Source organism: Flavobacterium sp. LC2016-23, assembly GCF_009674775.1.
Lineage (GTDB): Bacteria > Bacteroidota > Bacteroidia > Flavobacteriales > Flavobacteriaceae > Flavobacterium.
In genome coordinates, this window is record NZ_WKKE01000010.1 from 42,573 (window position 1) to 57,709 (window position 15,137).

A 15,137-nucleotide genomic window follows, 5' to 3' on the forward strand; every position below is an offset into this window, starting at 1 on the left:
ATGTTCAAAAGATGTATCTTTTTAATCACGGGTTTAGCAACTTTCTTTTTATTAGGAAGTGCTAAACCCAGCTTTTTCGCAGATGATACCACTTTGGTAATAAATAAAATTAAAATAGAAATTACCGGACTATCAACTGTGGGCCATTATAATTGCTCCAGTATCTTTGCTACAAAAGATACTATTTTCCTGAATTCAAATAAAAAAAACATTTTTAATACCGCTATCAAAATGACTAATTTTGATTGTCGTAATAAAATAATGACCAGAGACTTACAAGGTACTGTTAAAGCAACCGAATTCCCTAATAGTAACGTTGCTATAACAGATATAAAACAGTTTGGCAAGAATTACAAATGCAGTTTAAGCTTTTTTATTACGGATAAAACATTAAAATACAAAGACTTTTATCTATACACTGCTAACGACAAAATTCAGGGAACACTGAATCTTAAGTTTTCCGACATTGGTCTGGAACCTCCGATAAAGATGGCTGGATTAATAAAAGTGAAAGATGATATTGTAATTAATTTTTATTTGTACAAGGATTAGAATCTGCAAAAGCATCTTATCCATACTATTATCGTTCTTCTTCAAAAAAATATATCTCAACTTTACAAAACTTAAAAATTTGGCACGGGAATTGTCTTGCTGTTAAAAGAAAAATACGATTACAAAGAGCGCCTAATTTTAAAATTTGTACTTTTATTTTTTCAGCTTTATAACCTTTATATTTTATCAACTTTAAAAATTTAATTAATCATGAAAAAACAAATTTTAAGCTTAGCTCTTATTGCTTTATTGGGATTCACTGCACAATCCTGCGGAGATAAAAAAGAAACGAAACCTGAAGAAGAATTAACTCTTGGAAACAAAGTAGATACATTAACAAATGATATCGAAGAAGTAAAAGACAGTGCTGTGGTTAAAGCAGAAAATGCTGCCGCTAAAGCCAAAGAAGCTTCAGAAAATGCTGCACAAGACGTAAAAGATGCTACTAAAAAAGCAGCTGAAGATGTAAAAGATGCCACTAAAAAAGGCGCAGATAAAGTTGAAGCTGCAGCCAAAGCAGCCAAAGACGGAACTGTAAAAACAGCTAAAGAAGTAAATGAGGCTTTGAAAAAATAATTTTTTTTTAGAATTCAAAATGGAAACCATTCGTAATTACGAATGGTTTTTTTATGCCAAAAAGTTAGCCGATATTTTTTGTATTTTTGTGGTTTAAATTTAGAAGAAATCCCATGCATTTTATATCCCAGGAATTAGAAGATTACATCGAACAACATTCTGAAAACGAACCGGAATTACTGGCGAAATTAAACAAGGAAACGTATCAGAAAATACTCTTACCGAGAATGCTGAGCGGGCATTTTCAAGGCCGCGTTTTAAGCATGCTTTCTAAATTGATCCGCCCCGTAAATATCCTGGAAATTGGAACGTATACCGGTTACGCCGCTTTATGCCTTTGTGAAGGAATGCAGGAAAACGGTCAATTACACACCATTGATATTAAAGAAGAATTAGTTGATTTTCAACGAAAGTACTTTGATGCATCTCTATGGGGGAATCAAATTTTTCAACATTTGGGGGAAGCTATCAATATCATTCCGACTCTGGATGTAAAATTTGATTTGGTTTTTATCGATGCCGATAAAGAAAATTACCTCAACTATTGGGAAATGATTGTTCCGAAAATGAATAAGGGCGGAATTATTCTCTCTGATAATGTTTTATGGAGCGGTAAAATCCTGGAACCGGTGCATCCGAATGATGTGAGTACAAAAGTCCTTTTAGAATATAATTTACTCTTGAAGAACGATCCGAGAGTTGAAACGGTTTTGTTGCCAATTCGTGATGGTTTGACGGTGAGTAGAGTTTTATAAAATTAAGTTGTTTCATTTCGCGGAAAGAGAAATGACTTAACATAATAACGTCCTGCTGTAGAAGCACTGGATGTGATTTCTCGTTCCTCGAAATGACAAATCTAACTTAAATTGCTCTTAAAAAAAACCTTAGAATCTTAGGACCTTAGAACCTTTTTTCAAAAGTTTCCGGAAAATATTGAGGCTTTAATTTTTTATACACCAAATAAATCAAAGACCCGAAAAGTGCTCCAAAGAAATATCCCGTAAGTATGTCTCCAGGATAATGCAATCCAAGGTATATGCGGCTGTAAGCAAAAATTAAAGGCCACAGGAACAGGAGTCCCAAATATTTAAAATGGCGTTTTAAAACTAAGTATAAAAAGGTGGCAACAGCCATTGTATTGGCAGCGTGACCTGAGAAAAAGCTAAAGGACGTCCTAACCTGAACAATTCGGATAAAAGATTTGATTTCAGGATTATTGCAGGGACGCAAACGCTCAAATGTATGTTTAAACAAATTGGTTGTCTGATCTGTAAAAGCAATTAAAACAGCTATAAAAAGCAGTACATACAAGGTTTGTTTTCCTCCAATTTTTTTATAAATAATAAAAAACAGGAATACAAAAAAAGGTGTCCAATACAATTGATTTGTAATGATCAGCCATAATTTATCGTAATTTTCAGAACCTAAACCATTAAGATACACAAAAAGACGGGTATCCAATTCTTGTATTTTTTCGAGCATTATAGTTGGCGTTTTACAGGTCCTGAGATAGAATCAATATCTTCTTTTACTTTATTTATTTCTGTAGCGGTATCTCCTAATAGATTACCGGATAAATTTGTAGTATCGCCTAACAAGTTGGTTTTTGCATCGTTAATCTGTGCATTGATATTTCCGGTGATATCTGTCAAAGATTTTGTATCAAGGCCATTTGCCTCTGCCCCTTTTTGAATTTCACTTTTAATGTCATTTGTAGCATTTTTTAACTGGGCCATGGCCTTACCCATCGTACGCGCAATTTCCGGCACTTTGTCTGAACCAAAAAGCATTAGTACTATAAACAGTATAAAAACTAGTTCTCCTCCTCCTATACCAAACATATCTTTTATTTTTGTGTGCCACAAAGATATTAAATTTTGCAGCTGAGAGTTTTAAAATTTACTTAAAAAGCATAACTTAACCTATTTATTTTAACCACAAAGTTCACAAAGATCTGACAAGATAGGTAAAGGAAATTTTTCCAGTACTAGCTTAGCAGCTTTGTGAACCCGGTAGTTAACTTTTTAATTTTTAGTCAAACTTTGACTTCTGTTCTACTTTTGGCCAGGAATTATTGGTTACATCAATATCAGCAGTCATTAATTTTGGATCAATCTGAATACTTTTGATCGCTTTTTCGGTTGCATATACTTTCTTAGCCGTATCATTATTTTTTCTCCAGATTTGTGCCGGATACTGGAAGTTTTGCACAGAACCATCTTCGTAAGTGATCTCTACCAAAATTGGCATGATCATTCCGCCCGGTTTGTTAAACTCTACTTCGTAAAAATACTTAGGTGATTTCAAACCTGCCTTTTCTTCCGCCGAAAAAGTCTGATTTACGTAATCTGCCAATAGTTTTACATCTTCTACTTTTAATGCTTTTTTCTTATCCGTATTTACTTCGGCATTATCTCCGGATACTAAGTAAACAAATGGTCCTTTTTCGAATCCGAAACGTCCTTTTCTAACTTTCACGTCTTTAATATCTGCTGTTGGCGTTTCAGAAACATAATACTGTTTCACTTCTTTGATTCCGATATCTACAAAATCTGTTGAATAAAACCATCCTCTGAAAAACCAGTCTAAATCTACCGCAGAAGCATCTTCCATAGTTCTGAAGAAATCTTCCGGAGTCGGATGTTTGAATTTCCATCTGTTGGCATATGTTCTGAAAGCATAATCAAACAGCTCTCGCCCCATAATCACTTCTCTTAACATGTTAAGTCCTGTAGCCGGTTTTCCGTAAGCGTTATTACCAAACTGCGCAATGGTTTCAGAGTTTGACATAATTGGTTCTAAAAACTTCTGGTCACCACTCATGTAAGGAACAATATTTTTTGCAGGGCCGCGTCTAGACGGGAAATTCGGATCTAATTCCTGTTCTGCCAAATATTCTAAAAAAGAATTTAAACCTTCGTCCATCCAGGTCCACTGACGCTCATCTGAATTGACAATCATCGGGAAGAAAGTGTGGCCCACTTCGTGAATTACAACCCCAATCATTCCGTTTTTAACTTCTTTACTGGTCACTCCATTTTCATCAGGACGACCAAAATTCCAGCAAATCATCGGATATTCCATTCCCTGGTCTTCGGCAGAAACAGAAACCGCTTTTGGATAAGGATAATCGAAAGTATGTGAGGAATAACTTTTTAAAGTATGTGCCACTGTCATGGTTGAAGTTTCTCCCCAAAGCGGATTTGCTTCTTTAGGATAAACAGATTCTGCCATAACAATTTTACCACCCAGTTTTACAGCCATTGCATCGTAAATGAATTTTCTTGACGAAGCAATTCCGAAATCACGTACATTTTTAGCACTGAATTTCCATGTTTTTTTCTTATCAGAAAACCCTTTTTCAGCAGCTTCAGCTTCAGCCTGCGTTACAATTACTACTGGCTTATCAAATGATTTCTGAGCCTGTTCGTAACGTTTTACCTGTTCCGCTGTAAAAACTTCGGCTCTGTTGGTTAACTCTCCCGTTGCATCAATAACGTGATCTGCAGGAACCGTAATGTTTACATCAAAATTTCCGAAAGGAAGTGCAAACTCGCCGCTTCCCCAGAATTGCATATTCTGCCAGCCTTCAACATCGTTATAAACAGCCATTCTTGGGTAGAACTGTGCAATTACGTATAATTTATTTCCGTCTTTTTCAAATAATTCATAACCGGAACGCCCACCTTCTTTTCTATAATTATTGATGTTATACCACCATTTTATAGCAAGTGAAATTTTCTCACCCGGCTTCAAAGGAGTGGTCAGGTTAATACGCATCATGGTTTCATTGATCGTGTAGGACATTGGATTTCCTTTAGCGTCTTTCACCTGTTCGATATTAAATCCACGCTCCAAATCTTTCTTCAGATATTTACCGGAAAAACCGTCAATTGCCAAAACCTGATTTATTTTTTCACTTTCAGCCAAAGAAGTCTGAGTGTTTGCTTTAGCCTGATTCTGATCCAGCTGAATCCATAAGTATTCTAAACTATCCGGAGAATTATTCGAATAGGTAATTACCTCAGAACCTGTTAGTTTTGAATTCTTATCATCCAATTCGATATCAATTTTATAATCTGCCTGTTGTTGATAATACGCAGGTCCCGGTGCCCCGGAAGCGGTACGAAACATATTAGGTGTTGCCAGTAAATCATACATCTGGCTAAATTTGTTCGTATCATATTTACCTTGTTGTTTGGGAGCAACAGGTGTTGACTTCTCCTGAGCTATCATCATAGCAGGGAAAAGTAAGAATAAAGAAAGCTTCTTCATAAATGCTTTTTTGGTTTTTTTTGAGGTTGTGAAAATAACAATTAATATGATAATTCTACCTATCAATTAATACTTTAACACTTCTTTCCTTGAAGATTCCGTAAAGAGAATACTCTTTTTGGTTCCAAATGCTGAAACATGTGTAATATTTTGCTGCTCACCATTCCAATCCACCAAAACAGAGTTCGAAATTTCAATTGTTTTGAACTTATCGATGTCTTTTATACGCGAATAACAAACTAAAACATCACCTGCTTCTACTTCTTTAGACAGGAAAGTAATGGTTTTTAACTGACCGTCTGTCTTTACCGAAAAATTATCGGCAAGGTATTTTTTTAATAAATCAACGTCTGCCTGAGTTTCCCTTTCTGTACCCACGAAGGTTTTTTTGTGGTACTTTTTTTCCATTCCGTTATTCAGATCATCAACAAAAATGCGGGAAGTAATCTGGATCATTTTTTTCTCGGCCACATAATTGACCTGAAAAACACCCATGTAAAATTTATGAAAAGTAAACGCCGAAAGTGATAAAAATAAGATCCCGATTAAAGGATAAACTAATTTATTTTTCATTTTTGAATAATAGTAGCTTTTTTAAACTCTTTATTTTTATTGACCATAAAATCCATCAACTGGAATTTATCATCCGGTTTTAAATATTTTTTTGATTCGGCATCGTTGGAGCAATACATTAAAAAAAGCTCAATTTCGTCCGGTTTTAAGTCTAATGTTTTGCTGAAAAATTCAGGCGTAAAATTATCTTTCGCATATTCCGCAAATGCAATATCAGAAATCACATCTTCCTCTACATCCTCTTTTTTACGAAGCAGTTTCTTTACATCTTTAAAAATACGAACAAAATCAGTTCCGTATTTAATGGTCTGATCGGAGTACATTACCGTATTTTTCGCCGTAGACTGCCTGTCATCTTCGAATTGCATGTCTACAAATTTCTGGGACCCGCCATCCAGCGATTTTACTTTTAAATCTTTATGAACCACAACCTCTTTCAGCTGATTGTTTACCAGATCTAATTTTGCTAAAAAAAGTATTTGAGAACAGTCTTTCTCTGTTAAGACGATCTTTTTTGACTGAAACGCCAGACCCGAAAATAACAAAGTATCTTTTGGCTTTGCCATAATATCAAACAATCCGCCGGCTCCGATAAACGTTCTGACATTTGCATTGATATTCATTACATAACCACTCTCTATGGCAAGAAAATCATTGGTGACCTGACCGTGTAATGATTTTCTTGAATTGCTCTGACCTAAAACGATTTGACAAAATAAGCACGCAATAAGTATTCCTAATTTATTTTTCATTTTCTAGAATTATTAAGTATTTCCTGGCTAGTTCGGTGATCAAAAACATGCTCATTGTTTTGTTCTTTGTATTCAAAGATACAGCAAATTCGGCATCATCCACACAATATAATTGAAATCCTTTTATATCAGCCAACGGAATTCTCAAGCGATTCGTATAATAATCCTCTTCAAAAAGATATTCTATTTTTCTAAAAAGAGCTTCTTTTTTCTCTACATTAACCTCTTTTTTCAACATAGTAGTCCGACCCGAAATAGCATTCAGCAAGTTATCTACCGAGGTTGAAGTTGCTGTATATACTTTTCTTTCAGCCGGCGTATATTTTTTTTGTCCGTACGGAATAATCCCCAGATTTTCAGCGGTAATATTGGCATTTTCATTTACAATTACTTCTTTTAGTTCCACTTCACTGGCTGCCATTTTAATAACAAGCAAAGCCTGATTTAAATCTTCTGTTGTAATGCGACGTTTGACCGGATCTAAATTAACCGCGGAAAAAACCAGAACATCGCCTTCTTTCGCCACAATAGAAAATCTGCCTTCTTTATCTGAAACCGTTGAAACCTGGCTGTTATTATTGATAATGTTTATTCCTTCAACTGTTACAGACTCCGCTAAAATCTGTCCCAGGATTTCTTTTGGCGCAGGCGATTGACCAAAAGTAATTTCGGCAATCATTAAAAACAGGGCCAGTACAATATTATTTGTTTTCAATCGCAAGTATTTCTTTATATTTCACCGCTAATTCGCCCAGCAAAAATTCAGTTGATGTTTTGTTTTTAGAGTTCAATACAACCGTAAATTTATCATTATCGACAGCGTAATACTCGAATCCCTTTACATATTCAGCAGGAATCGAAAGTCTGTTCACAAAATGATCAAGGCTAAACATACTTTCTAAAAGCTTCATAAAAAATTCTTTCTTCTCTACTGCCACTTCTTTCTTCAGCATTGCCGTCCTGCCTGAGAAAAAATTCAATAAAGGATCTGCTGAAATCGATCCTCCGGCCATTGTACCGGCATTTGCGCTAGGATTTAAAGCAGTAGCCGTATGTAACTTTCTCTCTGCTTCTGTATAGGATTTCTGCCCCTGCGGAATAATTCCCAAAGAAACTGCATTGATATTATTATAATTTCGAACAATAACCTCCTGCAGCTGATGCACGACCAGGCTTAACTTTACAGTAAAATTGAGATCCGAAAAATTTTCCTGAGTCAGTACCGTTCTGTTTTCTTTAAATTGTATGGAAGAAAAAACAAGCGTATCCCCAGCCCTGGCCTTGATCGAAAAAGTCCCGTCAGCATTAGTCGTAACCATATTTTCTGTTTCTGCATTTACCACATAAACTCCTTCCAGATCATAGGTGTTGGACGTTATCTTTCCGTTAATAATGATACGTTCCTGATTTTGTCCCCACACAGTCTGGCCCAAAACAATAATTAAAAAACACAAAAACTTATCAGTCAAAATAAAAAAATTAGATTTATTCTTAAAAGTGTAAAAATATCGTAATGTCTTCCAAATTTAATATTAACGTCATGGTAAAAATATGTTAATTAAACTTTGAATTACCAGCTTAAAAAAGGAGATTTTAATATCTTTAGCGGCATCAATATGAGTTAAAATTTTATGAAAAGCATTATCATCGCCAGCACCTCTACCCTGCATGGAGGCAGCTATTTAGAATACTTACTACCTACGCTACAACAACATTTTACCAACTGCAAAAGCATTTTATTTATTCCATTTGCGAGACCGGGCGGAATCACACACGACGAATACACTGAAAAGGTAGCCATCGCATTTGCAACAATCAATATTGCCGTAAAAGGGATTCATGAATTTGAAAATCCTGAAAACGCTATAAAAAATGCGGAAGGTATTTTTACAGGAGGCGGAAATACTTTTCTGCTGGTCACACAATTGTACCAACAAAACCTCATGCAGTTTCTTTCTGAAACGGTAAAGAACGGAACACCTTATTTAGGAACCAGCGCAGGAAGCAATATTTGCGGTTTATCGATGCAAACGACCAATGACATGCCTATTGTTTACCCTCCAAGTTTTCAGACTTTGGGATTAATTCCCTTCAATCTAAATCCGCACTATTTAGATCCCGAAACACAATCCAAACATATGGGAGAAACACGTGAAACGAGAATTAAAGAATTCCACGCCTTCAATTCCATACCTGTATTAGGATTACGAGAAGGAAGCTGGCTGGAAGTAAAAGGGAGCAAGATCACTTTAAAAGGAGATCTTTCTGCTCGTTTATTTTTAAAAAATCAAGATCCGAAGGAACTAATAACTGAAAGTGACCTCAGCAATCTAAACTAATTTCAAACCATATAAGTCATATAAATTCATTTAAGTAAGGCTGACAAAAAAAACTTATAATAACTTACATCACTTATATGGTTAAAAAAAAAGCAAAAAAAAAAATCCCCAAACAATTTGTTTGAGGATTTTGAAGAGCGAAAGACGAGGCTCGAACTCGCGACAACCAGCTTGGAAGGCTGGAGCTCTACCAACTGAGCTACTTTCGCATTAACAGGGTGCAAATGTAAACAATTAAATCATTTAAAAAAATAAAAATCAATAATTATTTAACTTTGATAAAAAAACCGAAACAATTAAGCTTCGGTTTTTAGAGCGAAAGACGAGGCTCGAACTCGCGACAACCAGCTTGGAAGGCTGGAGCTCTACCAACTGAGCTACTTTCGCATTACTGGTGCAAATATAAAAAATAAGTTAAGTTCAAAACAAGCTTTTTTTGAAAAAAAATCAATTAAAAATCACAATTTTCCATAACCTATTTAAAATTAAAAAGTTATATATTTATTTTATTTCAACAAATCATGAATACCATTAAAGAAATACCATCAAAAGAAACTTATATTGTACGCCATCCTGTTTTAAGAAAAGGAAAACCTCTGGAAAGTTGTACCTTCGAAGGAGATGATTTAGAAACCACTCATCATTTTGGCCTGTTTTTTGACAATGAGTTAATAGGAATTATTTCGTTATACTCAAAAATCAACACTACCTTTGCCGGGGAAAATCAGGCTCAGATTCGCGGAATGGCAGTTTTGGAGCAACATCAGAAAAAAGGAATTGGCGAAGCTCTGGTCAAACATTGCGAAAACTATTGCCTGCAAAAAAATATGGATCTGATTTGGTTTAACGCGAGAACAGCTGCTGTTGGATTTTACCAGAAAATGAATTACAAAACCGTTGGCGAAGCATTTGATATCAAAGATGTTGGCGAACATTATTTAATGTTTAAAAAATTATAATATGAAGAAACTTTCTTTTTTATTGGTATTATGCATTCTGATCGGCTGTAAAGACGACAAGTCAAAAGCCGTTCCCGTTCTCAAAAAAAACCAGCCTGCAATCATACTCACTGATGAAAGAACAGTTCAAATCGATACTGCAAAAATTAATGCTTTTAAAAGCGAAACACTCAAACAATTTTACAATTCTTCTGACAATAAAACGGTCTGGGGAAATCTTAAAAAAAGAACCTACATTCTTTCCTTGTTAAAAAAATCAGACGAATTAGGCTTAAATCCAGGCGATTACAAAATAGAAAAACTGCAAAAACTGGAGAAAAGATTAAGTTCCCTGAGTGATTCTGACTTAGCCACGTATGACATACTACTTACTTATAATTTTGAATTGTACCTGACCCATTTGTACAAAGGAAAATTAGACCCGAAGAAGTTATATGGCAATTGGGATCTGGCAGAGAAACCTTTTGATGTAAACAATGCACTGATAAAAGCGTTCAACAAAAACAAACTGGACAGTATTGTGGACAATTTACAATCTAAATCAGATACATACAAACAATTATTGAAGGCCCTTCAGATCATTAATACTTTTCCGGATGACAATATCGCAAAGATAGAATCTACTGAAAAAATAACACTGCATGACACCAATCCTGCTTTAGTAAATATCAAAAAAAGACTTTTATTCTGGAAAGATATGTCCGGAAGAAGGGACAGCCTGACCAAAATTTACGATCAAAAAACTTTTGAGGCGATCAAAAAATTTCAGGAAAGACACGGTCTGGCGGCTGATGGCGTGATCGGAGCGGGAACAATACGTGCTTTAAACTTTTCCAAAACCAAAAGAAAAGAACAGATTATTGCCAATTTGGAACGCTGGAGATGGTATAATAATGAATTTGCCGAAAACTATTTTATAATCAATATTCCGGACTACAGCTTAAATGTTGTTGAAAATAAAGACACTACTCTGGTACGAAATGTAGTAGTAGGAACCAGTAAGAGAAGAACGCCCGTTATAACCTCTAAGCTCAAAACAGTCGTTTTTAACCCTACCTGGACCGTTCCCCCTACAATCCTGAAAGAAGATGTTGTACCGGCCATGAAACGCAACAGAAACTATCTGACTAAAAAGAACATTACTATTTATGACAGCTCAGGAAATGTAGTAGAACCTGCTGCCTGGAACGAAAAAAATCCCGGCAAATACCGTTATGTACAAAGTCCCGGTTATAACAATTCGTTAGGATTGATGAAAATATTATTCCCAAACCATCACAGTGTATACCTGCATGATACCAATCATCGTAATTATTTTGAAAGAAATAATCGTTCTATGAGTTCCGGTTGTGTGCGTGTCGAAAATCCGTTAGAACTTGCACAGCATATTTTGGATGAAGAAGGAAATTGGCCTCAGGACAGAATTGATACTATTATCGCTTCTAAAAAAACAATGAGTTTCAAAATCAAAAAAAAATACGCTTTATATCAATGGTACTGGACCGCATGGAGCAAAAAAAATCAGCTCATTTTCAGAGCTGATATTTATAATTTAGATTCGGATTTGTATGCTAAACTAAGAAATTAGCTTTTCTTCCATCGCAAAACTCCTTGACGGATGGTAGATATACAAACACGATTTATTTTTGATCACTTCAATGATTTTTGCAGTCAATTCAACCGGAAGAGCAGGACATCCCTGACTTCTTCCTAATCTTTTATTATTATTGATAAAAGATTCCGACACATAATCAGCACCATGCACAACAACACCTCTTTCGCGGGCATTGTCATTAACACCTCGTTCCAGACCATCTAAACGCAATGATGCTCCGTGTTTTCCATTGTAAATCTCACCTGTGGCATAAAACCCTAAGCTGCTTTTAAAAGAGGAATTTGAATTCGAAAATGTTGATGCATATTCTTCTCCTGTATTCCTGCCATGCGCAACCAGAGACTGAAACAAAATTGTATTCGTAGTCAGATCAATCACCCAAAGACGTTTGATGTTTGATGATAAACTAAAATCAATTAAAGTTAAAATATCTTTTTGAACAAGACCCCTTTCTTTCAATAAGTAAAAACCTTTTAAAGCTTCAGAGAAAGTCCTAAGTTCCGGTAACGAATAATTGTTGGTTTTTAAAGTGCTGTACACACTCTCAATTTTAGTATCAATTGTCAGTTTTTCAACCTTCGCAATACTTTTTGCAGTTACCTTTTTTAAATCGATTGTGTTTTTTGAATCTTTACCAAAAGACAATAGTAAAAACACCATTAATGGATAAATTTTGTAAATCATTGAATTCCTTTAGGTTAATAAAAAATTTGGGCAAGACAAAAATAGACAAAAAATGCAGGGGACAAAATAAAACTCTGTTAATCAATGCAGTTTTGTTTAAACTTTAACAATTCTGAAACAAAAAATTAGCAAAAAAGCGGAAAAACGTTATTTTTACCAAATATTTACTTACAAAATGAAAAATCGGGATTTTAATTCTATAACATTTTCTGAAAATAGTATAAATTTGTTTCCTCATAATACTCTAGATTAAAGTGTAACAATTATGAAAAAAGAGTGTCTATTAGTCCGGCAATCAGTTATTCTAAAAATTACGTTTTAAAAACCACATGAAAAAATTAGTATTTCTTACTCTCTTTCTTTTCTCATTGCATTCTTACAGTCAAAAGAAAACTTTGCAGGCACAGCAAATTTTGCAAAGCATTTCCATAGATGGAAAATTAGAGGAGCCGGAATGGATAAATGCAGCTACAGCTACCGATTTTGTCATGTTTGAGCCTGATAACGGAAAACCTATTCCTGAGGGAAGAAAAACAGAAATCAAAGTTTTATACAATAATGACGCCCTTTATATTGGTGCGGTTATGTACGACGATGAGCCCAATAAAATCTTAAAGGAAATTTCACAAAGAGATAATTTCGGAACGGCCGATATTTTTGGTGTTTTTATAAACGGCTTTAATGACGGTCAGCAAAATTTCGAGTTTTTTGTATCTGCTGCTGATGTGCAGGGGGATTGTATCATGACAGATGCCAACGGTGAAGATTATTCCTGGGATGCCATCTGGATCAGTAAAGCAGTACTTACAGACAAAGGATGGACGGTAGAAATGAAGATTCCATATGCTGCTTTGCGATTTTCGGAAGAAAACAAACAAACCTGGGGAATTAATTTTTTCAGGGAAATAAAAAGAGAGCGAAAAAAATATACCTGGAACTTAATTGACACCAAAATTGGCACTTTTACACAACAAAATGGTAATCTGGAAGGAATTGAAAACATCAAACCTCCTACCCGATTGTTTCTTATGCCTTATGCTTCTTATTATCTGAACGCTTCTGATGGCCAGAAAACGTACGGTACTATGAAAGGCGGAATGGATATCAAATACGGGATTAACGATGCCTTTACGCTTGATGCCATTCTGATTCCTGATTTTGGACAGGCAAAATACGATGATCAGATTTTGAATCTGGGTCCGTTTGAACAACAATTCAACGAAAACAGAGCCTTTTTTACGGAGGGAACCGACCTCTTTAACAAGGGAGGGCTGTTTTACTCGAGAAGGATTGGCGGCAAACCTTCTGTTGAACCGGATTTAAAGAAGAATGAAGAGGTAATTGAAAATCCGCAAACTGTAAATCTTATTAATGCTTTAAAAGTTTCCGGACGAACCAAAAAAGGACTTGGAGTCGGGATTTTAAATGCCGTAACAGAAAAAACGTTTGCCACAATAAAGGATACGATCACCGGAGAAACCAGAAAAGAGATTGTAGAGCCTTTAATGAACTATAATGTTTTGGTACTTGACCAGCGCTTTCGTAAAAACTCATCAGTTACCTTTATCAATACGAATGTGACGCGAAATGCTCATTTCAGGGATTCTAATGTGTCCGGTTTGGCCTGGGACTTAAACACAAAAGCAAACACTTATAATTTATCCGGAAACATCAAGTACAGCACTATCAATGACACTGAAGATACAAAAGGACTTTACACCACAATTGGCTTCGCCGAAACCAGCGGAAAATACCGCTATAGCGTAGGTACCGATTTTGTTACGAAAAATTTTGACCCCAATGATCTTGGAATTAATTTCTATACTAATTATTATAACTTTTACGGAAATGCCAATTACAGAATCCTAAACCCTACAAAGCTTTTCAATAGCTTTAAACTCAATTATAATATGTATGCTGAGTTTAATAAAGAGTCCGGAAAAGTTCAGGAAAGCGATATAAATGTCAATCTTAACCTGACAACGGTTAAAAACAATTATTATGGAACCGGGATAACCGTTTACACAGAGGGAAATGATTATTACGAACCAAGGGCAGATAACCGGTATGTCATTGTTCCGGGAAGAATAGAAACATGGGGAAGTATTTCGACCAATTACAATCATAAATTTGCACTCGATTTAAATCCTTCCATCACCTTTTTTGATGAAAGCGAACGAATGAATTATGGTTTTGATATTGGTCCCAGATATCGTTTTAGCGACAAGCTTCTCTTAACCTATACCTTTAGCTTCTTCAGAAAAAATAACAACAAAGGATACATTGACAGTTTTGACAACGACGACAATGAAAACACACCGAAAGATATTGTTTTTGCCAACAGAAATGTCATTACCTATTCGAACATATTGGGCGGAAAATATGCTTTAAACAGTGCCATGACTCTTAATCTGTCCGTTCGCCAATATTGGTCATACGCAGAGAACAAAGACATTCTGCAATTGGAGTCTGACGGAACTTTAACACCTTATCCGGTATACACCACCAATAAGAATTCCAGTTTTTATTCCTGGAATACCGATTTATCGTATTCCTGGTGGTTTGCTCCGGGAAGCCAGCTTTCGGTTCTGTATCGAAATAATGCTTCTAATTTTGAACGTGTTATTGATAAGGAATTCAAATCCAGTGTTACCAATTTACTGAATAATGATACGTTAAAACACATTTTTTCTGTAAGTGTCAAATATTTTATTGACTATAATGCCGTCAAAAATAAGATTAGAAACAGAGCTTAGTCTGAATTAATTTTAAAAAATAAAGACTTCTATAATTAAATTAGTATTTTTAAATA

Annotated in this window: 15 protein-coding genes and 2 tRNA genes; 7 read left to right on the forward strand and 10 right to left on the reverse strand. The window is 35.2% G+C overall.

The window, feature by feature from the left end; translation table 11 throughout:
* The 3 genes from GJU43_RS10045 (at window position 1) to GJU43_RS10055 (ending at window position 1,883) form a co-directional block, all read left to right on the forward strand.
* The gene (locus GJU43_RS10045; RefSeq protein WP_154340635.1) at window positions 1-552 is read left to right on the forward strand and encodes a hypothetical protein; all 552 of its coding nucleotides are present in this window, start codon (window positions 1-3) and stop codon (window positions 550-552) included.
* Window positions 553-762: 210 nt separating this feature from the next.
* On the forward strand, window positions 763-1,128 hold the full coding sequence (locus GJU43_RS10050) for a hypothetical protein (RefSeq protein ID WP_154340636.1): 366 nt from the start codon (window positions 763-765) through the stop codon (window positions 1,126-1,128).
* A gap of 113 nt (window positions 1,129-1,241) precedes the next feature.
* On the forward strand, window positions 1,242-1,883 hold the full coding sequence (locus GJU43_RS10055; protein WP_154340637.1) for an O-methyltransferase: 642 nt from the start codon (window positions 1,242-1,244) through the stop codon (window positions 1,881-1,883).
* 145 nt (window positions 1,884-2,028) lie between these two features.
* Here the strand turns inward: GJU43_RS10055 and GJU43_RS10060 are convergent, their stop codons facing one another.
* The 7 genes from GJU43_RS10060 to GJU43_RS10090 form a co-directional block, all read right to left on the reverse strand.
* Window positions 2,029-2,610: a phosphatase PAP2 family protein gene (locus GJU43_RS10060; RefSeq protein WP_154340638.1), complete on the reverse strand. Its 582-nt coding sequence runs from the start codon at window positions 2,608-2,610 to the stop codon at window positions 2,029-2,031.
* Complete coding sequence (locus GJU43_RS10065; RefSeq protein WP_154340639.1) at window positions 2,610-2,969, reverse strand: twin-arginine translocase TatA/TatE family subunit; 360 nt, start codon at window positions 2,967-2,969, stop codon at window positions 2,610-2,612. The genes GJU43_RS10060 and GJU43_RS10065 overlap by 1 nt, the downstream gene beginning before the upstream one ends.
* A gap of 190 nt (window positions 2,970-3,159) precedes the next feature.
* Window positions 3,160-5,403 (reverse strand): M1 family metallopeptidase, encoded by a 2,244-nt coding sequence (locus GJU43_RS10070; protein WP_154340640.1) that lies wholly within the window; start codon window positions 5,401-5,403, stop codon window positions 3,160-3,162.
* Between the two features lie 66 nt (window positions 5,404-5,469).
* On the reverse strand, window positions 5,470-5,976 hold the full coding sequence (locus tag GJU43_RS10075; RefSeq protein ID WP_154340641.1) for a DUF6702 family protein: 507 nt from the start codon (window positions 5,974-5,976) through the stop codon (window positions 5,470-5,472).
* A complete protein-coding gene (locus GJU43_RS10080) occupies window positions 5,973-6,728 on the reverse strand; it encodes a hypothetical protein (protein ID WP_154340642.1) in 756 nt (251 codons plus the stop codon). The genes GJU43_RS10075 and GJU43_RS10080 overlap by 4 nt, the downstream gene beginning before the upstream one ends.
* Window positions 6,718-7,443 carry a carboxypeptidase-like regulatory domain-containing protein gene (locus tag GJU43_RS10085; RefSeq protein ID WP_229655034.1) on the reverse strand — a complete coding sequence of 242 codons (726 nt, stop codon included), beginning with the start codon at window positions 7,441-7,443 and terminating at the stop codon, window positions 6,718-6,720. The genes GJU43_RS10080 and GJU43_RS10085 overlap by 11 nt, the downstream gene beginning before the upstream one ends.
* Complete coding sequence (locus tag GJU43_RS10090) at window positions 7,430-8,197, reverse strand: carboxypeptidase-like regulatory domain-containing protein (RefSeq protein WP_154340643.1); 768 nt, start codon at window positions 8,195-8,197, stop codon at window positions 7,430-7,432. The genes GJU43_RS10085 and GJU43_RS10090 overlap by 14 nt, the downstream gene beginning before the upstream one ends.
* Before the next feature lie 162 nt (window positions 8,198-8,359).
* Between GJU43_RS10090 and pepE the strand changes: the two genes are divergently transcribed.
* A complete protein-coding gene (gene pepE / locus GJU43_RS10095; RefSeq protein ID WP_154340644.1) occupies window positions 8,360-9,067 on the forward strand; it encodes a dipeptidase PepE in 708 nt (235 codons plus the stop codon).
* A gap of 136 nt (window positions 9,068-9,203) precedes the next feature.
* Here pepE and GJU43_RS10100 read toward each other — a convergent pair.
* A tRNA-Gly gene (locus GJU43_RS10100) sits at window positions 9,204-9,276 on the reverse strand.
* Between the two features lie 105 nt (window positions 9,277-9,381).
* Window positions 9,382-9,454: transfer RNA gene (locus GJU43_RS10105), tRNA-Gly, on the reverse strand.
* Between the two features lie 134 nt (window positions 9,455-9,588).
* Here GJU43_RS10105 and GJU43_RS10110 point away from each other — a divergent pair.
* Window positions 9,589-10,026, forward strand: coding sequence for a GNAT family N-acetyltransferase (locus GJU43_RS10110; RefSeq protein ID WP_154340645.1), 438 nt, complete (start codon window positions 9,589-9,591; stop codon window positions 10,024-10,026).
* A 1-nt stretch (window position 10,027) separates the two neighbouring features.
* On the forward strand, window positions 10,028-11,614 hold the full coding sequence (locus GJU43_RS10115; protein ID WP_154340646.1) for a murein L,D-transpeptidase: 1,587 nt from the start codon (window positions 10,028-10,030) through the stop codon (window positions 11,612-11,614).
* Here the strand turns inward: GJU43_RS10115 and GJU43_RS10120 are convergent.
* Complete coding sequence (locus GJU43_RS10120; protein ID WP_154340647.1) at window positions 11,603-12,325, reverse strand: murein L,D-transpeptidase catalytic domain family protein; 723 nt, start codon at window positions 12,323-12,325, stop codon at window positions 11,603-11,605. The genes GJU43_RS10115 and GJU43_RS10120 overlap by 12 nt on opposite strands.
* 329 nt (window positions 12,326-12,654) lie before the next feature.
* Here GJU43_RS10120 and GJU43_RS10125 point away from each other — a divergent pair, with 329 nt between their 5' ends.
* On the forward strand, window positions 12,655-15,081 hold the full coding sequence (locus GJU43_RS10125; RefSeq protein WP_154340648.1) for a DUF5916 domain-containing protein: 2,427 nt from the start codon (window positions 12,655-12,657) through the stop codon (window positions 15,079-15,081).
* The last annotated feature ends 56 nt before the right edge of the window (window positions 15,082-15,137 follow it).